Source organism: Candidatus Methylomirabilota bacterium, from assembly GCA_035709005.1.
GTDB lineage: Bacteria > Methylomirabilota > Methylomirabilia > Rokubacteriales > CSP1-6 > 40CM-4-69-5.
The window spans coordinates 83,524-108,095 of sequence record DASTFB010000132.1 but is presented as its reverse complement, the minus strand read 5'-3'; the positions used below and the strand labels follow the sequence as shown (position 1 = coordinate 108,095).

Here is a 24,572-nt window from a genome sequence, read left to right as displayed (position 1 = left end):
TTGATGTGTCAAGCAGAAACGGGCGTGGCGACGTTGACACGCCCCACCCCCGGCGCTAGCATCCAAGCAGGGCCGCGATGAAGCCGCGTCTATCCCAGCGTCTGCAGTTTTCCCTCGTCTATCTGCTCGTCGGCGTCCTGGTCCTTTCCTTGCTGCAGTCGTGGCTGCTCGCCCCCCGGACGGTAGAGCTGTCGATGTCGAAGTTCCTGGAGCTCCTGCGTCAAGGCCAGATCGAGCGGGTCGCGTTGACGGAGACCGAGATCCGCGGTGTGGCCCGGCCGGGTGCCCTGCCCGCCCCCGAGGCCGCACCGGCCTCGGACCGGCTGCGCCAGCTGCTGGGCAGCGACGAGGAGCCGCGGGTGTTCACGGTCACGCGCATCCCCGGCGTCGACGATCAGTGGCTGCTCCGCGAGCTTGAGCAGCACAAGGTCGAGTTCGCCGGCCGCATCGAGACGACCTTCTGGCGAGACCTGCTGTTCGGCTGGATCATCCCGCTGGCGATCATGGTCGGCATCTGGATCTTCCTGATGCGGCGTGTGGGCGGCGGGCCCACCCAGGCGCTCTCCTTCGGCCGCAGCAAGCACAAGATCTACGACCGCAAGGAGCTCAAGACGACATTCCACGACGTCGCCGGGGTCGACGAGGCCAAGGCCGAGCTCGTGGAGATCGTGGATTTCCTCAAGAATCCCAAGAAGTATCAGCGCCTGGGCGGGCGCATCCCCAAGGGCGTGCTCCTGGTCGGGCCGCCCGGCACGGGCAAGACGCTCCTGGCCCGCGCGGTCGCCGGCGAGGCCGACGTCCCCTTCTTCACCCTGTCGGGCTCGGAGTTCGTGGAGATGTTCGTCGGCGTGGGCGCCTCCCGGGTCCGTGACCTCTTCGAACAGGCCAAGGACAAGGCGCCCTGCATCGTCTTCATCGACGAGCTGGACGCCATCGGCAAGTCGCGGGCCGGGTCCACCGGCTTCGTGGGCGGTCACGACGAGCGCGAGCAGACGCTCAACCAGCTCCTGGCCGAGATGGACGGCTTCGACTCCTCGAAGGGCGTCATCATCATGGCCGCCACCAATCGGCCCGAGGTCCTGGACCAGGCGCTTCTGCGCCCCGGCCGGTTCGATCGCCAGATCGTGGTCGACAAGCCCGACGTCAGGGGCCGCGAGGCCATTCTCCGATTGCACGCTCGGGCCGTCGTCCTGGGCCCGGACGTCAACCTGGCCGTCATCGCCGCCCGGACGCCGGGCTTCGCCGGCGCCGACCTCGCCAACATCGTCAACGAAGCGGCCCTGCTGGCCGCCCGCAAGGACAAGGCCGCCGTGGAGATGGCGGACTTCGAGGAGGCCATCGACCGCGTGGTGGCCGGCCTGGAGAAGAAGAGCCGGGTGCTGTCCGACAAGGAGCGTGACATCGTCGCCCACCACGAGATGGGGCACGCCCTGGTGGCGGTCTCCGTCGCCCACGCCGACCCCGTGCACAAGATCACGATCATTCCCCGCGGCATCGCCGCGCTGGGCATGACCTATCAGCTTCCCACCGAGGACCGGTTTCTCTTGACGCGGAGCGAGCTGGAGGACCGGATCGCCGTTCTGCTGGGGGGCCGGGTGGCCGAGGAGCTCGTGTACGGCGAGGTCTCCACCGGGGCCCACAACGACCTCGAGCGGGCGACCGATCTGGCCCGGCTCATGGTCATGAAGTACGGCATGTCCGAGCGCGTAGGGCTCGTCACGTTCGGCGAGCGCACGCCCCTGTTTCTCAAGGGAACCGGTATGCCCTGGGCAGGGGAGCGCGACTGGAGCGAGGACACCGCCCGGATCATCGACGCCGAGGTGCGGGAGATCCTGGATCGCACGCACGACCGGGTCCGGGGAATCCTCACCACCAAGAAGGCGATCCTGGTGGCAGCCGCCACCGAACTGAAGCGAGTAGAGACCCTGGAAGGCGAGCGGCTGCGCCGGGTGCTGGCGGGCGAGAAGCTGGAGGAGGGCCGGGCATGAGGCAAGTCAGATGGCGGACATTCGTGGCGGGGCTGCTCGCCGCGTTCCTGGTCGGTGGAGGGTTGGGTGCGTTCACGCTGAGCCGGGCTGAGCGGCCGGCGGCCGCCGCAGCGCCGCTGGAAGCGCCGATCTTGCCCGTGCAGCTGCCGCTGACCACCGGCACCTTCGCCAAGGTGGCCGAGGCGATCAAGCCCGCGGTCATCAACATCAACACCGTGAGTCGGGGCAGCATGTTGGGGCGCACCCCGTTCGAGGAGTTCTTTGGCGAGGAATTCTTTCGCCGCTTCTTCGGCGAGGCGCCCGAACGCATCCCCCAGCGCAGTCTAGGCTCCGGCGTGATCATCGATCCCTCGGGGGTCGCCCTCACCAATGCCCACGTCGTGGAGCGAGCCACCGAGATCGAGGTCATCACCCTCGATGGCAACAAGCACAAGGCCACCGTGGTCGGTATGGACAAGAAGACGGATCTCGCCGTGCTTCGCCTCGACGACGGCAAGGGCCGCTTCCCGTCCGCCCGCCTGGGCGATTCCGACAGGACCCAGGTCGGCGACTGGGTGATCGCCGTCGGTTCGCCCTTCGGGCTGCAGGCCACCGTCACCGCCGGCATCATCAGCGCCAAGGCGCGCCAGATCGGCCAGGGGCCCTTCGACGAGTTTCTACAAACCGATGCCGCCATCAACCCCGGTAACTCCGGCGGCCCGCTCGTGAACATGCAAGGCGAGATCATCGGCATCGCCACCGCCATCGTCGCCGGCGGGTCGGGGATCGGGTTCGCCATCCCCTCGAACATGGCCAAGCGCATCTCTACGGAGCTGCTGGCCAAGGGCAAGATCAGCCGGGGCTGGCTGGGCGTTTCGATCCAGCCGCTCACGCCGGAACTGGCCAAGTCGTTCGGGGCCAAGAACGACAAGGGCGTCCTCATCGCCGACGTCGTCCCCGACAGCCCGGCGGCCCGGGCCGGCCTGCGCTCGGGGGACATCGTGATGGAGTTCCAAGGCAAGAAGATGGAGGCTCCCGGCGATCTCCAGCGCGCGGTCGGCTTGACCGAGCCGGGGGCGGCGGCCAAGGTCAAGGTCTGGCGCGAGCAAAGCGAGCGCTCGGTCGAGGTGAAGGTCGGCGAGGCGCCTGAGGAGCGAGAAGTCCGCGCGGGCGGGTCCCGGCCGACACAGTCGGTGCTGGGGATCGAGGTGCGGCCCGTCACCCCGGAGCTGGCCCGGCAGCTGAACCTCAAGACCTCCGAAGGCGTCGTCGTGGTCAGGACCGACGATGGCGGGCCCGCCGCCGAGGCCGGCATCCAGCGCGGCGACGTCATTCGCGAGATCAACCGCAAGCCCGTGCAGTCCATGGCGGACTTCGAGCGCCTCACCAAGGACGTCAAGGAGGGCGACCGGCTCACGCTGCGCCTGCAACGGGGCCCGATGTCCCTCTACGTGGCCTTCACGGCGGGTCGGGATTAGCCCTCGGAGGGGGGCTTCGCCCCCCTTCCGACGGCGCCGCGGGCCTGGCGGCCAGCTTGCGCCTGCCTCCCCAAGGATTGCGCCGGCAAAGCCGGCGCTCGGAACAGCCGATCGGTTCGTTGGCGCTTCACGGCCTGAAATAGTCATGGGCCCGTACGCCCACCCGCGCAGCATGTAGATCGGCTATCCTGCCCGCGCGCCGGGGTCCGGCAGACGCCGCCGGTTTTTGGTACCCCGGAGTCCGGCCTGAAATTGGCGTGGGCGCGTTCGGAACCCCGCAGTGGTGCTGCGAGCCCGCCGAGCAAAATCGTGCGCAGAGCGCGCCTCCGGGCCCCGGCGACATCCTCCAAGGAGGCGCCGAGATGGAGCAGCTCATCGAGCGGTGCTGCGGCCTGGATGTACACCGGGACACCGTGGCGGCGTGCGTCCGCGCCCCCGGCCCGGGTGGCCGCCGGACCCAGACCGTCCAGACTTTCGGCACGACCGCCGGCGACCTGCTCGCGCTGCGCGACTGGCTGGAGGCGCAGGGCGTGACGCACGTCGCGATGGAGAGCACGGGGGTCTACTGGAAACCGGTCTACTACGTGCTCGAGGAGGGCTTCACTTGCCTGCTGGTCAACGCCGCTCACCTTAAGCACGTCCCGGGGCGAAAGACCGACGTCCAGGACTGTGCGTGGATCGCGCAGGTGTTGGAGCACGGGCTCGTGCGGGGAAGCTTCGTGCCACCAGCCCCGATCCGTGAACTCCGCGACCTCACGCGCTACCGGAAGTCGGTGATCCAGGAGCGAACCCGGCACGCCAATCGGCTGCACAAGACGCTGGAGGACGCTGGCATCAAGCTGGCCGCCGTCGCGAATGACATCCTGGGGGTGTCGGGCCGGGCCATGCTCGAGGGGCTCGTGCACGGCACGACCGATCCGGCGGTGTTGGCCGACCTCGCCCGCGGGGCGCTGCGCAAGAAGTTGCCAGCGCTCCGCCAGGCGCTGGCCGGGCGGTTTCGCGCCCATCACGCCTTCCTGGTCGGCCAGATGCTCGCGCACCTCGACTACCTTGACGAGGCGATCGCCACGCTGAGCGCCCATTTGGAGGAGCTCCTTGCCCCTTTCGCGGAGGCCCTCGAACGCCTCGACGCCATCCCGGGGATCAGCCGGCAGACCGCTGAAGTGCTCATCGCCGAGCTTGGCGTGGACATGACCGTCTTCCCGACCGCGGCCCACGTCGCGAGCTGGGCCGGCCTGTGCCCCGGCAACAACGAGAGCGCCGGGAAACATAGGTCCGGCAAGACCCGGAAGGGCAATCGCTGGCTCCGGACGGCACTGACCGAAGCGGCGCTGGGCGCGATCCGCATGCGGGGCAGCGCGTTCGGAGCCCGCTATCGCCGCGTCATGCGTCATCGGGGGCACAAGAAAGCCGTCGTGGCGGTCGCCCACGCCCTCCTCGTCACCGGCTACCACGTCCTCGCGCGACAGACTGCGTATCAGGAACCGGGAGCCGACTACTATGACCGTCGCCATGCGCAGCGCATCGCACGCCGTGCCGTCGCTACCCTTGAGCGCCAGGGCTACCGCGTCACGCTCGAGCGCGTCGCCTGAGCGCGAGGGCCGATCCGACGGGTGATCTACTGAGCAAAACTGTCCGCCGGCGCTCGCGGCGGCGGTTTTGACGGCGTCTGCTACACTTTCGTTGAGGGACGCCGGCTCATTGCCGGCGTTTTCGGCGCATGGCGGTGGAGTTCAAGGACTACTACAAGATTCTCGGCGTCGACCGTAAGGCGGACGACAAGGCGATCAAGTCCGCGTACCGGCGGCTCGCCCGCAAGTACCATCCCGACGTCGCCAAGGGCAAGGACGGCGAGCGCTTCAAGGAGATCAACGAGGCCTACGAAGTGCTCTCGGACCCCGAGAAGCGCCAGCGCTACGACAGCCTCGGTCCCGACTGGCAGCGTTACGCCCAGCGTCCGGGTGGGGAACCCGGCGGTCCCGGCGGCTTCCGCGTGGAGTACGGGTCGGACCTGGGCGACTTCTCCGACTTCTTCCGCACGATCTTCGGCGACCTCGGAGCCCGCATGGGGCGCGGCCCCCAGCGGGGCGGCGTGGAGTTCGACGTCGAAGATCTGCTGGGCGGCGGCCGCGGGGGGGGACGCCGGCGCGCGGCCGGGCAGGACGTCCAGGCCAACGTCGAGATCACGCTCGAGGAAGCGTTCCACGGAACCCAGAAGACGTTCACGCTCGAGGTGGACGAGCCCTGTCCCAGCTGCCATGGCGCGGGCCACGTGGGCGGCCAGCCGTGCGCGACGTGCCGCGGCCGGGGCTGGCAGCGCGCGCGGCGCCAGCTCGACGTGAAGATCCCGGCCGGGGTCAGAACCGGCCAACGCGTCCGGGTCGCCGGTGAGGGCGTGGGCGCGCCCGGTCAGCGCGGCGACCTCTATCTGCGCGTCACCGTCACCCCGCACCCGCTGTACGAGCGCAACGGGGACGACCTGGTGATCGAGCTGCCGATCACGGCGCCGGAGGCCGCGCTGGGCGCGTCCGTCGAGGTACCCACGCTCCGCGGCAAGATCTCCATGAAGATCCCGCCCGGTACCCCGAGTGGACGCACGTTCCGCCTTCCCGGATACGGCATGCCCCGCGTGAAGGCCGGCGGCCACGGCGACCAGCTGGTCAAGGTGAAGATCGTGGTGCCCGCCGACCTAACGCCGGCGGAGCGCGAGCTCTATCAGAAACTCATGGCGCTGCGGACCGACAACCCGCGAGCCTATTTGGGCTGACGACCATGCCGCCGCGATTCGACAAGTTCACCGTCAAGGCTCGCGAAGCCGTTCAGGCGGCGCTCGCCAGCGCCGCCGAGCACGAGCATCAGGTGATCGAGCCCGAGCATCTGCTCCTGGCTCTGCTGGCCCAGCAGGAAGGGGCCATCGGGCCGATCCTGAGCAAGCTCGGCGCCCAGCCCGAGGCCATCCGACGCCGTCTGCAAGCCGAGCTGGGCCGGGTCCCGAAGGTGCGCGGCGGCGGCCAGTACGCCGGGCCCCGTCTGGAAAAAGTGTTCGAGCGGGCCCAGGACGAGGCAGCGCGACTTCAAGACGACTACGTTTCGACCGAGCACCTGCTGGTCGGCATCGTCCACGACCGGGGCGGCGCCGCCGGGCAGGCCCTGACCGCCGCCGGCGTCACTGCGGAGAACGTCTACCAGGCTTTGCGGGAGGTGCGGGGCTCCCAGCGGGTCACCGACGAGAATCCCGAGGAGAAATACCAGGCGCTCCAGCGCTATTCGCGGGATCTCACGGACCTGGCCCGCAAGGGCAAGCTCGATCCCGTGATCGGGCGCGACGAGGAGATCCGGCGCGTCATCCAGGTCCTGTCCCGCCGGACCAAGAACAACCCCGTGCTCATCGGCGAGCCGGGCGTAGGCAAGACCGCCATCGTGGAGGGCCTGGCCCAGCGCATCGTGGCCGGGGACGTGCCCGAGGGCCTCAAGGGCAAGCGCCTCATCGCGCTGGACATCGGGGCCATGGTGGCCGGCTCCAAGTATCGCGGTGAGTTCGAGGACCGCCTCAAGGCCGTGCTCCGGGAGATCACCGAGGCGGAAGGCCAGATCATCTGCTTCATCGACGAGCTGCACACCATCGTGGGCGCGGGCGCGGCGGAGGGCGCGGTAGACGCGGCCAATATGCTCAAGCCCGCGCTGGCCCGGGGCGAGCTGCGCTGCGTGGGCGCCACCACGCTCGACGAATACCGCAAGCACATCGAGAAGGACCCCGCGCTGGAGCGGCGCTTCCAGCCCGTCATGGTCCGGGAGCCGTCGGTGGCGGACAGCATCTCGATTCTCCGCGGACTGAAGGAGCGCTACGAGCGCCACCACAACGTCAAGATCAAGGACGCCGCGCTGGTGGCCGCCGCTGTACTTTCTCACCGCTACATCGCCGACCGCTTCCTGCCCGACAAGGCCATCGACCTGGTGGACGAAGCGGCGGCTCGCATCCGCATGCACATGGAGTCCAAGCCCCAGGAGCTGGACGACGTCGAGCGCCGGATCATGCAGCTGGAGATCGACCGGGTCTCGGTCGCCCGCGACACGGACGATCCCGCTGCCCGCGAGCGGCTCAGCCGTCTGGACGCCGAGCTCGCCGAGCTGAAAGAGCGGGCCACCGCGCTCCGGGCCCGCTGGGATGCCGAGAAGACGGACATGGACCGGCTCACCAGGGTGAAGACCGACCTCGAGGCCGCGCAACACGCGCTGGCCGAGGCCCAGCGCGCCGCCGACTGGAGCCGCGCGGCTGAGCTCCAGTACAGCACCCTGCCGCGCCTGGAGCGGGAGCGGGCCGAGCTGGAGGCGCGCGCCGGTCAGCCCCAGGACGGTGGACCGATGGTGCGCAACGAGGTCGATGAGGAGGACATCGCCGCCACGGTGGCCAAGTGGACGGGCATTCCGGTCACCCGGTTGCTGGAGGGAGAGACCCAGAAGCTGCTGCAGATGGAGCAGCGGTTGGGCCAGCGGGTGGTGGGGCAGGACGAGGCCATCCGCGCCGTGGCCAATGCCGTGCGCCGGGCGCGCTCGGGGCTCAGCGACCCCAACCGCCCCATCGGCTCGTTCCTGTTCCTCGGCCCCACCGGGGTGGGCAAGACGGAGACGGCCCGGGCGCTGGCCGAGTTTCTCTTCGACGACGAGCGCGCCATGATCCGGCTCGACATGTCGGAGTACATGGAGAAGCACACGGTGGCGCGGCTCCTCGGGGCCCCCCCGGGGTACGTCGGCTACGAGGAGGGGGGCCAGCTCACCGAGGCCGTCCGGCGACGCCCCTACGCCGTCATCCTCTTCGACGAGATCGAAAAGGCCCACGCCGACGTCTTCAACGTCCTCCTGCAGCTTCTCGACGACGGCCGGCTCACCGACGGCCACGGTCGGACGGTGGATTTCCGCAACACCGTGGTCATCATGACGTCCAACCTCGGCGCTCACATCTTCCGCGAGTACGAGCAGCCCGAGAAGGTCCGGCCGCTGATCATGGCCGAGCTCCGTCAGACCCTGCGTCCGGAGTTCCTCAACCGCATCGACGAGGTCGTGATCTTCCGCCCCCTCGGCCGCGCCGAGCTCAGCCGCATCGTGGACATCCAGCTCGGCCACCTGCGGCGACGGCTCGGCGAGAAGCGGATCGAGCTCGAGGTCACCGACGCGGCCAAGGCCTTGCTGGCCCGAGAGGGATACGACCCGACGTTCGGGGCGCGCCCGCTCAAGCGGACCGTCCAGCGGCTCGTCCAGGATCCCCTGGCGCTCAAGCTGCTGGAGCGGGAGTTCGCCGAGGGCGACACCGTGACCGTGGACGCGGAGGGCGACCAGATCGTCCTCCGTTAGACAATATGGAAGGACCGGCCTGCCGTATCGCATAGTCGTGGGTTGTTCCCCGCAGGAACAGAGCCACAGGCGATAGGAGGCCGGTCATGGAGAAGGGTACTACATACGTGGCCCTCGACGACAGCAAGCGACGGATCGTGGCAGGCATCCTGCGACCGCTGGACACGAATCCGGAGCTGCGGGAGATTCCGAACGACCCCCAGCACGTCCGACGCCTGTTCACGCGGCTGATGCGCGAGGGGTCGGTCAAGGCTTGCTACGAGGCGGGCGTGTCCGGCTACGATCTCTATCGCCGGCTCACCGCGCTCGGTGTCGCGTGCGATGTCATCGCGCCGGCGTTGACGCCACGCCGGCCGGGACAGCGCGTCAAGACGGATCGGCGCGACGCCGCCAAGCTCGTCCGCCTCTTTCGGGCGGGGGAACTCACGGCGATCCACGTACCCGACGCGACCGAGGAGGCCGGACGCGACCTCGTCCGGTGTCGCGACGACGTCCGACGCGATGTCCTGCGCTGGCGGCACCGCGTCCTGAAACTCCTCGCGCGCCACGGCCGAGTCTACCTGGCCGGGAAGAACTGGAGTCAGGCGCACTGGCGCTGGATCCGGAGCCAGCAGTTCGAGCAACCGCCGCTGCAGCGCGCGTTCGAGGCGAGCCTGTTTACGCTCGAGCAGGCGCTGGCGCGGCAGGCGGAGCTCGACAAAGAAGTCGAGGCGCTCGCCACCACGAAGCCCTACCGCGAGCCCGTGGGATGGCTGCGGTGCTTCCGCGGCCTCGACACGCTCTCGGCCATGGTCTTGCTCGCTGAAGTCGTCGACTTCGCCCGCTTCCGTCGGCCGCGCGAGCTCATGGCATACCTCGGCCTGGTGCCGAGCGAGTATTCCTCCGGGGACTCGCAGCGCCGAGGCGCGCTCACCAAAGCCGGCAACAGTCACGCTCGGCGGGTTCTCGTCGAGGCCGCCTGGCACTATCGGCACCGCCCCACAGTCGGGCGCGCCCTTGCGCTTCGCATTGAGGGCCAGCCGTCCGCCGTCGTGGCTCAGGCCTGGCGCGCGCAACAGCGTCTCCACCGTCGCTACCGCCATCTCGTCGGCCACGGCAAACGCTCGCCCGTCGCGGTAGCAGCAGTCGCACGCGAGTTGGTTGGATTCATCTGGGCCGCCATGACTCAGCGCACCCAGGTGGCATAACGCTGGAGACCGCCACCGGGGGTATTGGACCAATGAGCTTCCTGGGCGGCGTCGGCCACGGCTCGCTGGGGCACGATTGGAGAGCCCTCGCCCAAGCTATGCGACGCCAGGTCCCTCGGACACGGACGACTCGCGCTCTTAGACAGAGGCAGCTCCCGACGAACCACGGTCATGCGGCTCTGCCCAGGCAATCCGCGCATATCAGCCTGATTCGTCGTCGAAGCCGCCCCTCGGGATCGCGCGCCGACGCCCTCAGGAACATCTTCGTCCTCGAACGGGAACAGGACCGACGTGATCAGCCCACTTGACGGCCGGTCCTTCCATATCAGCTTGGAGGGGGCACTAGACGCGCCCCTCCAAACCTCATCATTAGCCTTGGAGGGGGGCAGAAGCCTGCCCCCCTCCAAACCACCCCCATTCACGCAAGGTCTGACAACGGTCTGAATCTGGCGGTCGTCCTATATCATCTCAAGCTCGTGAGCCGCGCCCGCTCCCTGCACCCGGCCTGGGTGGTCCTCGGTGCGCTGACGCTGTCCATGATGGCGTCCACCGGTCTGCGCGCCGTGTTCGGTGTCTACATCAAGCCCATGGAGGCGGAGTTCGGCTGGACGCGCGGGGCGCTCTCGGGCGCCGCCGCGATCTCGTTGCTCCTTCTGGGAGCGGTCGGGCCCTGGGTCGGCCGGCTGGCCGACGTCTGGGGTCCGCGTCGGGTGATCGTCCTGGGCCTGTTCGTCCTCGGCGTCGGATCCATCAGCTCGGCCTTCGTGCAGCAGTTGTGGCACGTCTACCTGACCGCCGGTGTCCTGATGGCCCTGGGCGCGGGGGGCGTAGCCATGACGACCGGCTCCACGGTCGTGAGCCGCTGGTTCGAGAGCCGGCGGGGGCTGGCCATGGGCGTGGCCGCCGGTGGAATGTCGGCCGGGCAGCTCGTCGTCATCCCGCTGGCTACGGCCCTCACGGTTTTCTTTGGCTGGCGCTCCAGCTTCCTCTGGCTGGGCGTGGGGCTCCTCGTGCTGGTGTTGCCGGTCGGCGCCTGGCTGGTTCGCAACAATCCGGAAGAGCGCGGCGTCCGGCCCTATGGCTCCAGCGGGCCGCTAGCGACCGCGGCCCAGGCCGCGGCCCGTCAGGCGGCGGGCCGGGTTTCGGTGACCGAGGCGGCTCAATGGCCGCAATTCTGGCTGCTGATGGCCACGTTCTTCGTCTGCGGCTACACCTCGAACGGCATGATCCTCACCCACTTCATGCCGCACGCCCTGGAGCACAACTTCACGCCGCTGCAGGCGTCGTCCGCGCTGGGGGTGATGGGGGCTCTCAACATCGTCGGAACGATCGGCTCGGGCTGGCTCTGTGACCGCTTCGGCCGACGCGGCCCCCTGGCGACCTATTACTTCGTGCGCGGGTTGTCCCTGCTGTTCCTGCTCTACGTCTGGGACGTGCCGTCGCTGCACCTGTGGGCGGCGCTGTTCGGGCTCAACTACATCTCCACGGTGCCTCCCACGACGACCCTCACCGCGAACATCTTCGGGCGATACTCGGTCGGTGAGCTGTCCGGCTGGATCTTCTTCGCGCATCAGGTCGGCGCCGCTCTGGGCGCCGCCCTGGCCGGCTGGATCTTCGAGTGGACCGGCAGCTACGCGAGCGCGTTCGTGTCGGCCGCCGTCATGGCGATCCTCGCCGCGGGCCTGGCCCTCCTCATCCGGGAGGAGCCGATCTCCGCCCGGCCGACCCCGGCCGGCGCGCCGGCGCCGGCCACCTCGTAGCCGGCGCGGCTCGGCAGTCGCTGGGAGCGCCGCGACTCAGGCTAGGGCCACGGTCGACCGACCAGCATCATCAGCAGCAGCGACCCCAGGACCACGAGTGGGGGGCCGAGCCAGAACCACCGGCGGTCCCAGAGGAAGGCCCAGAGCGTCATCGGCCGCGCTGAATGCATCTGGATGGGGGGGCCGGACTCTGCCATGATCATCACCCGGCGGTCAGGAATAATTTTTTTAGGATTAATACTCATGTTTTCTATTTTTTCAAGTTAATTCTACGCGCCTACCGACCGGGGAGGGAGATGGCACGTCGCCCGAAGAGGGCCTCACCGAAGAGGAGGGCCGCGCCGGACGTGGATGCGGGGTCACCGCGTCGAGCCGCCCGGGGCCGCCCGCCCAAGTTCGGGCGTCCTTCACAAGTGGTCGCCCTGACGCTGCCCCAGGAGGTGCTGGATGCCCTCCGGACGATTCACCGGGATCTGGGCTGGGCGATCGTGCGGCTGGTCGAGCCGATCCTCAGCGATGGCGGGCAGCGGCGACGGCCCCCGGGCCCGGCGCCGTTAGCCGAACTCGTGCACCTGCCCGGCCGCCGGGCCCTCATCGTGGTTCAACCCGAGGTGTTCACCCCGTTGCGGGGCGTCTCCCTCATCCAGCTCGCCGACGGCCGCGCCTTTCTGGCCTTCGATCGGGCAGGCGGGCTCGCCGATCTCGAGGTCGCGATCCTGGATCAGCTGGAGCTGGTCCCGCCGAAGAGCGCGGAGCGCGGGCCGCTGCTCCAGTTGAGGGATATCGTGCGCGGCTGGCGCCGCGATCCCGGATTGGCGTTCCGCGCGAAGTCGATCATCGTCGCCGAAGGTGTCGGCGGCGCCGATCGGCGTCCTCTGGCGGCCTTGAAGAACGCCGAGCCCGCCCGGACGCAGACGGTCGAGGAGGACCGAGAGTAAGCTACGATCTCTCGCGGCGGGTGGGACCGCTACCGCGCGATGGCGTGGGCGCCTCGACGCGGATCGGCCGCGGCCCAGCGGACGCCTTCGCCGTCAACCCTCACGGCGCACACCGCTCCGGCTCGCCATTCCCAGTCCGGCCACATCGACACGTCGTGACCGAGCCTGGCCAACGCCGCGCAGGTGTCCTGAGGAATCCGGCCCTCGACCTCGACCTTGCCCGGCGCCATCACGTGGGGCCAGAAGGAGTCGGGGAAGCTTCGCGAGGCCACCCGGGGCGCTTCCACCGCCTGCTGGGGCGCCATGCCGAACACGGCGATGTTGAGGAAGACCTGCAGCATGGCCTGCTGCTGCACGTCACCACCCGGCGTGCCGAAGGGCATCGCCAGCCGCCCCCCGTTGAAGACCATGGCCGGCGCCGGGGTGAGCCGCGGCCGCTTGCCCGGTGCCACGACCCCGGGGTGAGCGGGATCCAGCCAGCCCTGCGAACCACGCGGCGACACGACGCAGCCCACGCCGGCCACGACCGGTGAGTCCGCATTCGGGTCGCTCGGGGTGGCGGAGAAGCCGTTGCCCTCGGCATCGACGACGGCCACGTAGCTCGTGTCGAGGCCTTCGGCCACACCGGTGGCGATCACTGCCTGCCCGGTCACGGCCTGGGCACGCGCCGGCGGACCGGCCGGAGGCATCTCGGCCCAGGCTCGCTCGCCGATCAGCTCTCGCCGCTGTGCCGCGTAGCTCTTGCTGAGGAGGAACTCCGGCACGTCGGCGAACTTGGGATCGGTGAAGTAGGCGTTCCGGTCGGCGAAGGCGATCTTGATCGTCTCCACGATTCGGTGCAGGTAGGCCGGCGAGTTGTGACCCAGGGATTCCAGATTCAGGCCCTCGAGCATGTTGAGCATGTGCAGCAGCACCGGGCCCTGGCACCAGTAGCCGCAGGTCGCCATCTGCCACGTCCCGAACGTCCCCAAGAGCGCCGGGCCCACCTCCACGGCGAAGGTCTCGAGGTCAGCCAGCGTCAGGGGCCCATCCTCGCGGCGGTGGAACTCGGCGATCAGCCGGGCCGTCTCGCCGCGATAGAACTCGTCGCGCGCGGCGCCGATGCCGTCGGCCCGGCTGCCTCCCGCGCGGCGCTCGGCCGCCGCCATCCGATGCAGCGTCTGGCCCAGCTCTCGCTGGGTCAGGACCTCGCCGGCCCGATACGCACGCCCGTTCTTCAAGTAGAGGGCCGTCGAGGTCGGCCACCGGCGATACTTTTCGGCATTCGCCGCCATCTGGTAGGCGGAGAACTCGGAGACCGGGAAGCCCCGCTCGGCGTGCTCGGTCGCGGGCGCCGCGACCTCGGCGAAGCTCATCGTGCCCCAGCGGGCCAGCGCGGTGCACCAGGCGTCGGGCGCCGCCGGCACGACCGTGCGGCCCAGGCCGGGCGGGATCTGCCCGCCGTGTCGGGTGCGGAAGTACTCCACCGTGGAGGCGCGCGGATACGGACCCACGCCAGCGACCTGCCAGGTCTGCCCGCTGCCCGCCAGGTGCACGAGAATCGGCGCCACGCCGGCCACCGAGACCATGTCGGGGTGAACCACGCCCAGGCAGAGACCCGCGGCCACACCCGCGTCGATCGCGTTGCCACCGGCGCCCAGGATCCGGGCGCCGGCTTCCACGGCCAGCGGGTGACCGCCGGCCACGGCCCAACGGGTTCCGATCACCTGCACGGTGTGCGTGGGCCTGTGCAGCGGGGCCGAGCGCTGGGCCGAGGCGGAGTCGAGGGACATTGCCCGCTATCATACATCGGGCGCGTGGGCCGCGACGGGGCGATTGTCGGGTCGTGCTAGGCTGGCGTCATGTCTCGCGCGCCGTTGATCGCCCTGACCACGTCCGTCACGCCGGACGACGATCCCGGGTCCACGCCCCCACGGGCTCACCTGAACCGCGCGTACGTCCTGGCCGTGCAACGGGCGGGTGGCGTGCCCGTGCTCCTGCCGCCGTACCTGGATCCCCCCGCCCTCCAGGCGCTGTGGGACCGGCTGGATGGCCTCGTCCTCACCGGCGGCGGGGACATCGACCCCGAATGGTTCGGCCAGCGAAGGCACCCCAAGGCCGAGGCGGTGTCGCAAGCGCGCGACGAGCTTGAGATCGAGGCGACCCGACGGGCACTGCACCAAGGGCTCCCCGTCCTGGCCATCTGCCGCGGCGCGCAGGTCCTCAACGTCGCGCTGGGAGGGTCCCTGCACCAGCACGTTCCCGACGCCTACCCGACGAGCCCGATCGACCATGCCCAGCGTGAGCCGCGGCAGCAGGCGACCCACGAGGTCAAGGTGATGGTGGAGGGGACGCAGATAGGAGCGATCCTGGGCGCCGGTGACCTCAAGGTCAACAGCTTTCACCACCAGGCCATCGATCGCCTGGGGCGCGGTTTGCGGGACGTGGCCTGGGCCCCGGATGGCGTCATCGAAGCCGTCGAGGGAGAGGACGGCGGCGGGTTCGTCGTTGGTGTCCAGTGGCATCCGGAAGACCTCGTGGATCACGACCCGGCCGCCCGTAGCCTCTTCAGCGCCCTCATCAGCGCCGCCCGTCGATAGCGGCGGCAGCGTAGTCACCGGCCTCGCGTTTGCAACTCGGACGGCCCGTGGCGTCGGAAGGCTTCCACGAACCGGCCGACTCGCTGAGCCCACGCACCCGTGACCTGCATCGGGCTATCGTCAGCTTGATGGAGGAACTGGAGGCAATCGACTGGTACCAGCAGCGAGTCGATGCCACCGGCGACGCCGCGCTTCGCGAGATCCTGGCGCACAACCGCGATGAGGAAAAGGAACACGCCGCGATGGTCCTCGAGTGGCTACGTCGCCAGGACGAGGGCTTCGACCGTTACCTGCGCATGTACCTGTTCACCGACCGACCCGTCCTGGCGATCGAGGAAGCCGGCGACGGCACCGAGCCTCCGGCGCCGCCTCGGATCACGGGGATCGGGTCGTTGAGAAAGCGATGACGATGGCGGACTTTCTGCAGCGCCGCAAAGGGGCACCCGTTTCCGAGCGGGTCTGGGAGGAGGTCGACGCCGCGGTCCGTAAAGCCGCGATCCACGTTCTGGCCGGGCGAAGAGTCGCCGACTTCGACGGCCCCAAGGGCTGGGACTATGTCGCCGCCAGCCTGGGCACGCTGCGACCGGCTCCCGGGCTGCGGCCCCGGGGGAGCGCGCGGGCATTTCACCCGGACGTGGCGCTGCTTACCGAAATCCGGGCCGATTTTTCCATCTCGTGGTCGGAGGTGGAGACCTTCGAGCGCGGAGCGCCCGTCCTGGAGACGGCGGCGGCCGAGGCCGCCGCTCGCGACGTGGCCGAGACCGAAGACCAGATCGTCTTCTACGGCGACAACAACGGTGGCGGGTTTCTCACGTCCGGCAAGTCGCCCCGCCTGACGCTGGGCGACTGGAACGAGCCGGGCCGGGCCGTGGCCGATCTCATCGGGGCGGCCGACACCCTCGATCGCAGCGGCATCGCGGGTCCGTATATCGCGGTGCTCGAGCCCGGACGCTTCAACGAGTTCTGGCAGGCTCAGGCCAGCGGGTGTGGTTACCCGGCCAGCGAACAGGTCAAGGAGCGGATCCAGGCCGTGCACCGCTCCTCGGTGCTCCGCGGCGGGGCGGTCTTCTCGGGCCGGGGCGACGATTTCGTCATCACCGTCGGCGGCGACCTGAGCGTCGGCTACCGCTGGCACGACGTCGACGCCTTGCACCTCTTTTGTGTCGAATCCATCGCCGCCCAGGTGCTGACGCCCGACGCGGTCTGCGTGCTCAGCGCCTGACTCACCTCCTGATCGGGTCCAAGAAGAAGCGCCGACCGCGATTGCGCGGGGCACGGGCCGCAGTGCGAGCCGAGTGCCGCCGAGGCGCGAGGCGAGCGGTGAAATGAGCCGAGATCAAGCCCGGGTGCCCGTGTCCTGTTCACATCGATTCCCAGCGGGACGGCGCGTCGGGGGCCCGGTGCTCGCGCGCGCGACCCTCGCGGGCCAGCTTGCGCAGGTGGGCCTCTACGGACATGGCGGCGGCCCCGTGGAGCGCCACCGGCACGTCGACGTAGATCCGCTTCACCAGCGCGGGAATCGTGGCCGGCCCGTCGCCGAGCGCTTCCAGGATCTGGCGCTCGCGCAGGAGCCGGTGCTCGATGTACTCGGCCAGGCGACCCGGGCCATCCTCGATGACCGGTCCGTGGGCCGGGTAGATGCGCCCGACCCCCAGGGCCTGGAGCCGGCGCAGCGAGGCCAGATAATCGAGCAGGTCGCCGTCGCCCGGCGGGATCACCGTCGTCGAGCCCCCCAGGACCACGTCCCCCGTGAAGACCGCCCGCTCCTCGACCAGGAAGTAGCAGAGATGGTCGGAGGCGTGGCCGGGGGTGTGGACGGCGACCAGCGTCACGCCGTCGGTCTCGATGACGGCGCCATCACGGAGGTCGTCGACGGGCTCGGGGAGGACGGCATCCCGGTGGCGCATCTTTGCGACCGGCAGGCCGGGGAAGCGCTCGCGCAAGGCGCCGACGCCGCCGAGATGGTCCGGGTGCCGGTGGGTCAGCACCACCCGGTCGGGCTGTCGCCAGCCCCGCTCGCGCAGGTAGCCCTCGAGCAGGGGCACGTACTCGGGGACGCCGCTGCCGGTATCGATGAGGATGGGATCGCGCCGGCCCACCAGGTACGTGTTGGTGCCCGGCCCGGTCATCAGCCCGGGGTTGAGGCCCAGCACGCGGCCGACCAGGTCGCTCGGTGTAGCTGTCTTCGGGAACCTCGGATCGATCCAGGGCACCCGTCGAGTTTCGGGCGCGGGCTGCGCTTGCGCAACTCCTTCCTGGGGGACGCTCCAGAGGGGTGCCGAGCCCTCCGATCCTACACGCCGAGATAGCGGCGCTGGAGATCTTCCCGGGCCGCCAGCTCCGCCGACGGTCCCGACCACACGATGCGGCCCTTCTCGATGATGTAGTGCGTGTCGGCCACACGCGTCAGCACCCGCACGTTCTTGTCGACGAGCAGGATCGACTGGCCGGCGGCCTTCAGGCGTTCGATGCACCGCCAGATCTCGACCCGCACCAGCGGGGCGAGGCCCTCGGTGGCTTCGTCGAGGATCAGCAGACGCGGGTTCGTCATGAGCGCACGGCCGATGGCCAGCATCTGCTGCTCGCCCCCGGACAGCGCCCCGGCCATGATCCGGGTACGCCCGGCCAGATGCGGGAACAGATCGAAGACTTTCTCGAGCGTCCAGGGATCCGGCTGGTGCTGACGGTTGGCCGCCGTGGAGATCAGATTCTCCCTCACCGTGAGGTTGGGAAATATCTGGCGCCCCTCGGGCACCAGACCAACGCCGGCCTGGGCCACCCGATACGACGGCAGCCGGTGAATGTCCTGGCCCAGAAAGCGCACCTCGCCCGCCCGGACCGGCAGCAGTCCCATGATCGCCCGGATCGTGGTGCTCTTCCCCATGCCGTTGCGGCCGAGCAGCGTCACCACCTCGCCAGCCCTGACCTCCAGGTTGACGCCGAAGAGCACCTGGAAGGTGCCGTAGCCGGCTTGCAGCCCCGTGACCGCCAGCATCATCGCCTTTCGTCCGCGCCCAGGTAGGCCTGACGGACGTCCGAGTTGGAGCGCACCTCCTCCGGTGAGCCCGAGGCGATGAGCCGGCCGTACACCATCACCGAGATGCGATCGGCCAGCGCGAACACCGCGTCCATGTCGTGCTCCACCAGCAGCATGGTGTAGCGGCCTTTGAGGCCGCGGAGGAATGCGATCATGCGCTGCGATTCCTCGGGACCCATCCCGGCCATCGGCTCGTCGAGCAGGAGCAGCCGCGGTCGGGTCGCCAGGGCCATGGCGATCTCGAGCTGCCGCTGCTCGCCGTGGGCCAGGGCAGCGGCGATCACGTCGGCCCGTTGGACCAGGCCCACCGAGCGCAAGATGTCGAGCGCCGGGACCCGCAGCCCGGGATCACTGTGGACCGGCCGCCAGAAACGAAAGCTGGAGCCGGCATGGGCTTGCACGGCGAGGGCGACATTGCCCAGCGCCGTGAAGTCGCGAAAGATGCTCGTCACCTGAAACGACCGGGCCAGGCCGCGGAGCGAGCGCGCCGGCGTGGACAGGGCGGTCACGTCTTCCCCGGCGAACCGGATCCGCCCGGCATCGGGCGCGATCTCGCCCGTCAGCTGCCCGATGAGGGTGGTCTTGCCAGCGCCGTTGGGCCCGATGAGGGCGTGGGTCTCCCCCTCCGTCACGTCGAGGTCGACCCGGTTGGTCGCGATGAGCCCGCCGAAGCTCTTGATGACGCCCCGGATCTCGAGCAGCGGCTCAGCCACGCCCGGCCCCATCGGGCAGCAGGCCGACCAGACCTCGCTTGGCGAACAATACGACCAGCACCAGGAACGGGCCCAGGATGATCTGCCAGTGCACGGTCCACGCCGACAGCATGTCCTCGAGCAGGAGCAGCACCAGGGCGCCCACGACGGGCCCGATCAACGTACCCATGCCGCCCAGGATCACCATGAACATGATCTCGCCCGAGCGCGTCCAGTGCATGAACTCCGGAGTCAGATACGCGGTGTGGTTGACGAGCAGGGCGCCGGCCACGCCGCCCATCGCCCCCGCGATGACGAAGGCCGCCAGCTTGTAGCGATACGGCGAAAACCCGATGGCCAGCGCGCGGCCCTCGTTGGAGCGGGCCGCGCGGATCACCATCCCGAACCGCGCGTTCACGATGCGGTGGCCCAGCAGCAGGAACAGCGCCAGGATGCCGAGGACCAGGTAGTAGAAAGCGGTGGCGTCGCCGAGATCGATGACCCCGGCGAACTGGCTGAGCGTGGCCAGCCGCATGCCGTCGTCGCCCCCGTACTCTTCGATGCTGATGCCCAGGTAGTAGAGCATCTGGGTGAAGGCCAGGGTGATCATGATGAAGTACACGCCGCTCGTCCGGATGGACACAGCGCCGATCACCAGGGCGATCAGCGCGGAGGCCAGGATGGCCACGGCCCATTGGAGGTAGCCGTTGTCCACGCCGTGATAGGCGAGGACGCCCACGGCGTACGCCCCCACCCCCAGGTAGGCGGCGTGGCCGAAGGAGACCATGCCCCCGTAGCCGAGGACGAGATCCAGGCTCAACGCGGCGATGGCGAAGATCATGATCCGGCGGAAGAGATCGATATAGAACGGCTCGTCCAGGACGGCGGCGGCGAGCGGGACCAGGCCGAGGGCGATGACACACGCGCTCACGGCCAGCGTGCGAGGCGAGAGCGCCATCGCTACCGGGCGCGCACCGGGAACAGCCCTTGCGGCCGGAAGAGAAGCACGACAGCCATCAAGAGGTAGATGAGCATGGAGGCCAGCGCCGGGCCCGCGCTGTCAGCGGCGCTCGGTGACAGGAACGTGGCCAGGGTCGGCTTCAAGAAGGCTCGGCCGAGTGTGTCCACCATTCCCACGATGATCGCGGCCACCAGGGCGCCGCGGATCGAGCCGATGCCGCCGATGACGATGACCACGAAGACCTGGATGAGGATCTGCTCGCCCATCCCGGGCTGGACGGCGTAGATGGGACCGGCCATGAGCCCGGCCAGACCGGCCAGGGCTGCGCCCAGGCCGAAGACCAGCGTGTAGAGCAGCCGGATGTTGACGCCGAGCGCGGCCACCATGGTCCGATTGCTGGCGCCGGCCCGAATGAGCATGCCCAGGCGCGTGCGCGCCACGAGTCCCCAGAGCAGCACGGCTACCGCCAGCCCCACCACGATCACCACGGCGCGGTAGACGGGATAGCGCACACCCGGAAGTACCGGCACGTGACCACCGAGCCAGGCGGGCAGACTCGTGTAGAGGGCCGCGCGCCCCCACAGGATGGCCACCAGCTCGTTGAAGAACAGGATGAGCCCGAAGGTGGCCAGCACCTGGTCCAGGTGGTCGCGCTCGTAGAGCGTGCGCAGCGCGACGATCTCCAGCAGGATGCCCAGCCCGAGCGTGGCGGCCAGGGCCAGCGCCACGCCGGCCAGGAAGGAGCCGGTCCACTGGTAGAAGGTCGTGGCCAGATAAGCCCCCACCATGTACAGGGAGCCGTGGGCCAGGTTGACCAGGTTCATGATGCCGAACACGAGGGTGAGGCCGGCGGCCATGAGGAAGAGCGTCACGCCGTACTGCAAGCCGTTCAGCGCCTGCTCCAGCACCAGCAGCAAGGTCATCGGCGCATCCGCATAAAGAACAGAGGCGCGGTGGTGGTCCCGCGCCCCTGCTTCACCACTGGCGGGGAACTACCACTTCATCCCGCATTCCTTGTAGTAGGAATCCTTGTGTTTCTCGAAGACGGCCTTCTGGATCTGCATCTCGGCCGCCCCGCCCGCCCCCTTGACGGTCTTGAGCAGGTAGAAGTTCTGAACCGGGAAGTGGTTCACATTGTACGTGTAGGCGCCGCGGGTCGACCGGTAGTCGGCCTTCCGCATGGCCGCGATCATCCCCTTCTTGTCGGCCAGGTCCCCCTTGACCGCCCGCACCGCAGCGTCGATCAGCATGATGCCGTCGTAGCTCTGGGCGCCATAGAACGAGGGGGTGTAACCGAACTTCTTGCGAAAGTCGCTGATGTACTTCTGATTCGCCTCGTTCTTGAGGTCCGGGCTCCAGTATCGCGTCTCGAAGATGCCCAGGGCGACGTCCTTCAGGGCCGGCAGCGTCACCTCGTCGATCGTGTACACGGAGTAGAGGGGGGTCTGCTCGCGCAGTCCGGCCTGGACGTACTGCTTCACGAACTGGATGCCCATGTCGCCCGGATAGAACACGAACACGGCCTTGGGGTTCCTGGCCCGGATCTGGCTGATCTCGGCCTGATAGTCCTGCTGGCCGAGCTTGGTGTAGACCTCCTCGAGGATCCGGCCTTTGAAATAGCGCTTGAAGCCCGCGATCATGTCCTTGCCGGCGGCGTAGTTGGGGGCCATGGCGTAGACGTCGGTGAGCTTCTGGTCCGACATGTACTTGCCCATGGCCTCCGGCGTCTGGTCGTTCTGCCAGGACGTCGTGAAGAACAGCTCGTGACACATCTTGCCGGCCAGCTGGTGGGGGCCGGCGTTGGTGCCGATCATGAACGTCCCGGCCTGCGTGACGGTGGGCGCGACAGCCAGCATGACGTTCGACCAGATGATCCCGCTGACGAAGTGTACCCGGTGCTTCTTGAGCATCTCGTCGGCGAGCTGCTTGCCCACGTCGGGCTTGCGTTGATCGTCCCCATAGATCACCTCGGTCTCCAGCCCACCGACCTTGCGGCCGAGGTGGTCCAGGGCCAGCTCCACCGAATCCTTCATGTGCTTGCCGATGATCCCGGCCGGGCCCGACAGCGACGTGATGAACCCGATCTTCACGGTCTCGGCGGCGGCGACGGGGGTGACGGCCAGGGCGGCGGTGAACAGCCCGACGATGAGGCTACGGAGGACCATGACCACGGCAGTACCTCCTGTCTGTCCCAGTTGGAGTGCGGAGGCCGCCGCGGAGTGTAGCAAAGGGCCCCGGCGCCGTCCAGGCTCGGGCCCGGCCGCTAGCGGTGTCGGCTCCGGGACCAGTCGAAGTCCTTCCAGAAGCTGTCGATCCGGTCGATGATCCCGTGGAACTTCTCGCGGTGGTCGGCGTGGGCCGCCCACAGGTGGTCGAGGGACTCGAACTGGGCCAGATAGCCCAGCCCGTATTCGGCGGGCTCGGCCATCGCCATCTCCGCCGCCCGAAACCGCCGGTATCCCTCCCCCGGCATGATCCAGAAGCCCTCCGACGTCTCTTCGGTGTACAGGCGCGGACGCTGTCCAGCCGGCACGGCGCAGAGAAAGAAGCGCGCGCTGAACCGGATCGGGCTCGCCGTCGGCGTGACGAAGTGCGAGAGATACCGGAAGGGGCGCAGGTCGGCGTACCAGCCCCGCCCGCCGAGCAGGGCGGCGAACGACTGCTCACCGGCCATGAGCGCCTTGCGGAGATCGTCGATGCTGTCGGCCACCGCCGGCTCGCCGGCACCGATGGGACGCCCGTGCCGGTCGCAGGCCAGAAAGAGGCCGCTCTCCTCCAGCAGCTCCCGGACCGCCGTCATCCAGTACGCGAGGGGCGGCACGTCCGGAGCCGGCTCGCCGGCGTCGATGATCCGCGCGGCGTCGGCGGCACTCAACCCGTAGCAGCGGCCCAGAGCGTCCGGCGTGGTGTCGGCAGGATCGACCTTGCCGCCGGGGAACGCGTAGTAGCCGCCGAGGAAGCGCATGGCCTTCTGCCGCCTCACCATCCACACCTCGAGCGGCTCGACCACACCGGGGCCGGCCGTTCGCACGAGCAGCACCGACGCAGCGGGTTTGGGCTCGACGGGCGCGCTCACGATGTCGATTCTAGCCCCCAGGGCGCTCGCGCAGGGCTACTGGAGCACCTGGGTCGCCTGGATCAACAGCGTGGAGGGAAGCGACCGGCCCAGGGTCCTCGCGGTCACGGCTGCCCCCGGCGTGGCGAACCTCGAGCGCGAGATTCCGGCCCTCGACCCACCCCAACTCCTCCAGTCCCTGTCTGAGCTCATCCACCCGCCGGTTGGCCGGCGGGCCGCCGATCGCCACGATGACTCCCACGCGGGACAGCCCCGCTGGCGGCTGGGCCGCGGCGGGAAGTGACCAGGCGACGAGGCGCGAGCAGCGCTCCGGCAAGGAGCTCGACCATGAACCGGTCGAGAAAAGTTGCGGACGCCATGAGGGCGGCGCGATCCGCTACAGGTTGATCAGCTGCGCGACCCGCTCCCTGTGGTACGTGGCGTCCCCGAAGGCGAACTCGGAGGACTTCGCCCGCTTGAAATAGAGGTGCAGGTCGTGCTCCCAGGTGAAGCCGATGCCGCCGTGCAGCTGGATGCCGGTGCCGGCCGCCTTCCGGAAGGCGTCCGAGCAGTAGGCCTTGGCCATCGAGGCCGCCAGCGGGGCTTCGGGCACGTTCTCGTCCACCGCCCAGGCCGCGTAGTAGGTGAGCGACTTGGCGTTCTCGACATCGACCAGCATGTCGGCGGCCTTGTGTTTCACCCCCTGGTACGAGCCGATCGGACGCCCGAAGGCGACCCGGACTTTCGCATAGTCCACGGTCATGTCCAGCACCCGTTGGGCGCCGCCGCACATCTCGGCGCACAGCGCCACCGTGGCCCGGTCGATGACGCGACTGAGCGGGCTCCAGCCCGCGTCGCGCGAGCCGAGGAGCGCGGCGCCGGGCACCCGCACGTCGCGAAACGTCACCTCGCACAGCTTTCGGGTCTGGTCCATGGTCGGCAGCAGCTTCACCTCCAGCCCCGCCGTCCCCTTCGGCACCAGGAAAAGGCTCACCCCGTGCTCGGGCTGCTTGCCGTCGGCCGTGCGGGCGACGACGACCAGAACGTCGGCCAGGTGGGCGTCGAGCACGAAGAGCTTGGTGCCGTTCAACACCCACTCGTCGCCGAGCGGCTTGGCCGCTACGGTGACTCCGGCGGCGTCCCAGCGGGCGTTGGGCTCGGTCCAGGCCAGCGCCGCCTTGGCCTGACCTGCGGCGATTCGGGGGAGCCAGGCCGCCTTCTGCTCGGCCGAGCCCGATTCCAGGATGGTCAACCCCCCGAGGAGCACCGTGGACAGATACGGCCCCGGCATCACGACCCGCCCCATCTCCTCCATCAGCACCGTGAGATCCACGAAGCCCAGCCCGCTGCCGCCGTACTGCTCGGGATAGACGAGCCCCAGCCACCCCTGCTCGGCCAGCTTGGACCAGAAGTCGTCAGTGGTCCCCGCCGCCTCCTCCATGCGCTTGCGCACGAAGGCCGAGGTGCACTCGTTCTCGAGGAACTTGCGAGCGGTGGCCCGGAGCAGCTCCTGCTCGTCGCTGAACCCGAAATTCATGCCCTCTCCCCGCGATGGCGCCGACGAGCCCG

Annotated in this window: 21 protein-coding genes; 12 read left to right on the top strand and 9 right to left on the bottom strand. The window is 69.2% G+C overall.

The window, feature by feature from the left end; genetic code table 11:
* Window positions 1-77 precede the first annotated feature (77 nt).
* From ftsH to VFR64_22335, 8 genes are all read left to right on the top strand, one after another.
* Complete coding sequence (ftsH, locus tag VFR64_22370; protein ID HET9492478.1) at window positions 78-1,988, top strand: ATP-dependent zinc metalloprotease FtsH; 1,911 nt, start codon at window positions 78-80, stop codon at window positions 1,986-1,988.
* Window positions 1,985-3,445: a Do family serine endopeptidase gene (locus tag VFR64_22365; GenBank protein HET9492477.1), complete on the top strand. Its 1,461-nt coding sequence runs from the start codon at window positions 1,985-1,987 to the stop codon at window positions 3,443-3,445. Before ftsH ends, VFR64_22365 begins: the two co-directional genes overlap by 4 nt.
* Before the next feature lie 362 nt (window positions 3,446-3,807).
* Complete coding sequence (locus VFR64_22360; GenBank protein HET9492476.1) at window positions 3,808-5,037, top strand: IS110 family transposase; 1,230 nt, start codon at window positions 3,808-3,810, stop codon at window positions 5,035-5,037.
* Window positions 5,038-5,165: 128 nt separating this feature from the next.
* Window positions 5,166-6,212, top strand: coding sequence for a DnaJ C-terminal domain-containing protein (locus VFR64_22355; protein HET9492475.1), 1,047 nt, complete (start codon window positions 5,166-5,168; stop codon window positions 6,210-6,212).
* Between the two features lie 5 nt (window positions 6,213-6,217).
* Complete coding sequence (gene clpB / locus VFR64_22350; protein ID HET9492474.1) at window positions 6,218-8,794, top strand: ATP-dependent chaperone ClpB; 2,577 nt, start codon at window positions 6,218-6,220, stop codon at window positions 8,792-8,794.
* An 86-nt stretch (window positions 8,795-8,880) separates the two neighbouring features.
* A complete protein-coding gene (locus tag VFR64_22345) occupies window positions 8,881-9,981 on the top strand; it encodes an IS110 family transposase (GenBank protein HET9492473.1) in 1,101 nt (366 codons plus the stop codon).
* A gap of 476 nt (window positions 9,982-10,457) precedes the next feature.
* Window positions 10,458-11,741, top strand: coding sequence for an MFS transporter (locus VFR64_22340; GenBank protein HET9492472.1), 1,284 nt, complete (start codon window positions 10,458-10,460; stop codon window positions 11,739-11,741).
* Window positions 11,742-12,088: 347 nt separating this feature from the next.
* Entirely contained in the window at window positions 12,089-12,679 is a 591-nt protein-coding gene (locus VFR64_22335) for a hypothetical protein (GenBank protein HET9492471.1), read from the top strand.
* 29 nt (window positions 12,680-12,708) lie between these two features.
* Here the strand turns inward: VFR64_22335 and VFR64_22330 are convergent, their stop codons facing one another.
* Window positions 12,709-14,451 carry a gamma-glutamyltransferase gene (locus VFR64_22330; protein HET9492470.1) on the bottom strand — a complete coding sequence of 581 codons (1,743 nt, stop codon included), beginning with the start codon at window positions 14,449-14,451 and terminating at the stop codon, window positions 12,709-12,711.
* Between the two features lie 69 nt (window positions 14,452-14,520).
* Between VFR64_22330 and VFR64_22325 the strand changes: the two genes are divergently transcribed.
* Genes VFR64_22325 through VFR64_22315 form a run of 3 tightly spaced genes read left to right on the top strand, consistent with a single transcriptional unit; the run spans window position 14,521 to window position 16,480 of the window.
* Window positions 14,521-15,258, top strand: a complete 738-nt coding sequence (locus VFR64_22325) for a gamma-glutamyl-gamma-aminobutyrate hydrolase family protein (protein ID HET9492469.1) — start codon at window positions 14,521-14,523, stop codon at window positions 15,256-15,258.
* 47 nt (window positions 15,259-15,305) lie between these two features.
* Window positions 15,306-15,665: a ferritin-like domain-containing protein gene (locus VFR64_22320; GenBank protein ID HET9492468.1), complete on the top strand. Its 360-nt coding sequence runs from the start codon at window positions 15,306-15,308 to the stop codon at window positions 15,663-15,665.
* A complete protein-coding gene (locus VFR64_22315) occupies window positions 15,662-16,480 on the top strand; it encodes a family 1 encapsulin nanocompartment shell protein (GenBank protein HET9492467.1) in 819 nt (272 codons plus the stop codon). The genes VFR64_22320 and VFR64_22315 overlap by 4 nt, the downstream gene beginning before the upstream one ends.
* 139 nt (window positions 16,481-16,619) lie before the next feature.
* Here VFR64_22315 and VFR64_22310 read toward each other — a convergent pair whose 3' ends face one another.
* From VFR64_22310 to VFR64_22280, 7 genes are all read right to left on the bottom strand, one after another.
* Window positions 16,620-17,471 (bottom strand): MBL fold metallo-hydrolase, encoded by an 852-nt coding sequence (locus tag VFR64_22310; GenBank protein HET9492466.1) that lies wholly within the window; start codon window positions 17,469-17,471, stop codon window positions 16,620-16,622.
* Window positions 17,472-17,551: 80 nt separating this feature from the next.
* Entirely contained in the window at window positions 17,552-18,256 is a 705-nt protein-coding gene (locus VFR64_22305) for an ABC transporter ATP-binding protein (GenBank protein HET9492465.1), read from the bottom strand.
* Complete coding sequence (locus tag VFR64_22300) at window positions 18,253-19,008, bottom strand: ABC transporter ATP-binding protein (GenBank protein HET9492464.1); 756 nt, start codon at window positions 19,006-19,008, stop codon at window positions 18,253-18,255. Before VFR64_22300 ends, VFR64_22305 begins: the two co-directional genes overlap by 4 nt.
* Window positions 19,001-19,945 (bottom strand): branched-chain amino acid ABC transporter permease, encoded by a 945-nt coding sequence (locus tag VFR64_22295; GenBank protein HET9492463.1) that lies wholly within the window; start codon window positions 19,943-19,945, stop codon window positions 19,001-19,003. Before VFR64_22295 ends, VFR64_22300 begins: the two co-directional genes overlap by 8 nt.
* Window positions 19,946-19,947: 2 nt before the next feature.
* Window positions 19,948-20,865 (bottom strand): branched-chain amino acid ABC transporter permease, encoded by a 918-nt coding sequence (locus VFR64_22290; protein ID HET9492462.1) that lies wholly within the window; start codon window positions 20,863-20,865, stop codon window positions 19,948-19,950.
* A 75-nt stretch (window positions 20,866-20,940) separates the two neighbouring features.
* Window positions 20,941-22,113 carry an ABC transporter substrate-binding protein gene (locus VFR64_22285; protein HET9492461.1) on the bottom strand — a complete coding sequence of 391 codons (1,173 nt, stop codon included), beginning with the start codon at window positions 22,111-22,113 and terminating at the stop codon, window positions 20,941-20,943.
* A 98-nt stretch (window positions 22,114-22,211) separates the two neighbouring features.
* Entirely contained in the window at window positions 22,212-23,024 is an 813-nt protein-coding gene (locus tag VFR64_22280; GenBank protein ID HET9492460.1) for a hypothetical protein, read from the bottom strand.
* Window position 23,025: 1 nt separating this feature from the next.
* Between VFR64_22280 and VFR64_22275 the strand changes: the two genes are divergently transcribed.
* On the top strand, window positions 23,026-23,307 hold the full coding sequence (locus tag VFR64_22275) for a hypothetical protein (GenBank protein HET9492459.1): 282 nt from the start codon (window positions 23,026-23,028) through the stop codon (window positions 23,305-23,307).
* Between the two features lie 93 nt (window positions 23,308-23,400).
* Here VFR64_22275 and VFR64_22270 read toward each other — a convergent pair whose 3' ends face one another.
* On the bottom strand, window positions 23,401-24,540 hold the full coding sequence (locus VFR64_22270) for an acyl-CoA dehydrogenase (GenBank protein ID HET9492458.1): 1,140 nt from the start codon (window positions 24,538-24,540) through the stop codon (window positions 23,401-23,403).
* Window positions 24,541-24,572 lie beyond the last annotated feature (32 nt).

Excerpts from the sequence above, each read along its gene's own strand:
- VFR64_22360 (HET9492476.1), top strand. The coding sequence starts at position 3,808 with ATGGAGCAGCTCATCGAGCGGTGCTGCGGCCTGGATGTACACCGGGAC.
- VFR64_22295 (HET9492463.1), bottom strand. The coding sequence starts at position 19,945 with ATGGCGCTCTCGCCTCGCACGCTGGCCGTGAGCGCGTGTGTCATCGCC.
- VFR64_22305 (HET9492465.1), bottom strand. The coding sequence starts at position 18,256 with ATGATGCTGGCGGTCACGGGGCTGCAAGCCGGCTACGGCACCTTCCAG.
- VFR64_22345 (HET9492473.1), top strand. The coding sequence starts at position 8,881 with ATGGAGAAGGGTACTACATACGTGGCCCTCGACGACAGCAAGCGACGG.
- VFR64_22285 (HET9492461.1), bottom strand. The coding sequence starts at position 22,113 with ATGGTCCTCCGTAGCCTCATCGTCGGGCTGTTCACCGCCGCCCTGGCC.
- VFR64_22330 (HET9492470.1), bottom strand. The coding sequence starts at position 14,451 with ATGTCCCTCGACTCCGCCTCGGCCCAGCGCTCGGCCCCGCTGCACAGG.
- VFR64_22275 (HET9492459.1), top strand. The coding sequence starts at position 23,026 with ATGTCGATTCTAGCCCCCAGGGCGCTCGCGCAGGGCTACTGGAGCACC.
- VFR64_22325 (HET9492469.1), top strand. The coding sequence starts at position 14,521 with ATGTCTCGCGCGCCGTTGATCGCCCTGACCACGTCCGTCACGCCGGAC.
- ftsH (HET9492478.1), top strand. The coding sequence starts at position 78 with ATGAAGCCGCGTCTATCCCAGCGTCTGCAGTTTTCCCTCGTCTATCTG.
- VFR64_22365 (HET9492477.1), top strand. The coding sequence starts at position 1,985 with ATGAGGCAAGTCAGATGGCGGACATTCGTGGCGGGGCTGCTCGCCGCG.
- VFR64_22315 (HET9492467.1), top strand. The coding sequence starts at position 15,662 with ATGACGATGGCGGACTTTCTGCAGCGCCGCAAAGGGGCACCCGTTTCC.
- clpB (HET9492474.1), top strand. The coding sequence starts at position 6,218 with ATGCCGCCGCGATTCGACAAGTTCACCGTCAAGGCTCGCGAAGCCGTT.
- VFR64_22355 (HET9492475.1), top strand. The coding sequence starts at position 5,166 with ATGGCGGTGGAGTTCAAGGACTACTACAAGATTCTCGGCGTCGACCGT.
- VFR64_22270 (HET9492458.1), bottom strand. The coding sequence starts at position 24,540 with ATGAATTTCGGGTTCAGCGACGAGCAGGAGCTGCTCCGGGCCACCGCT.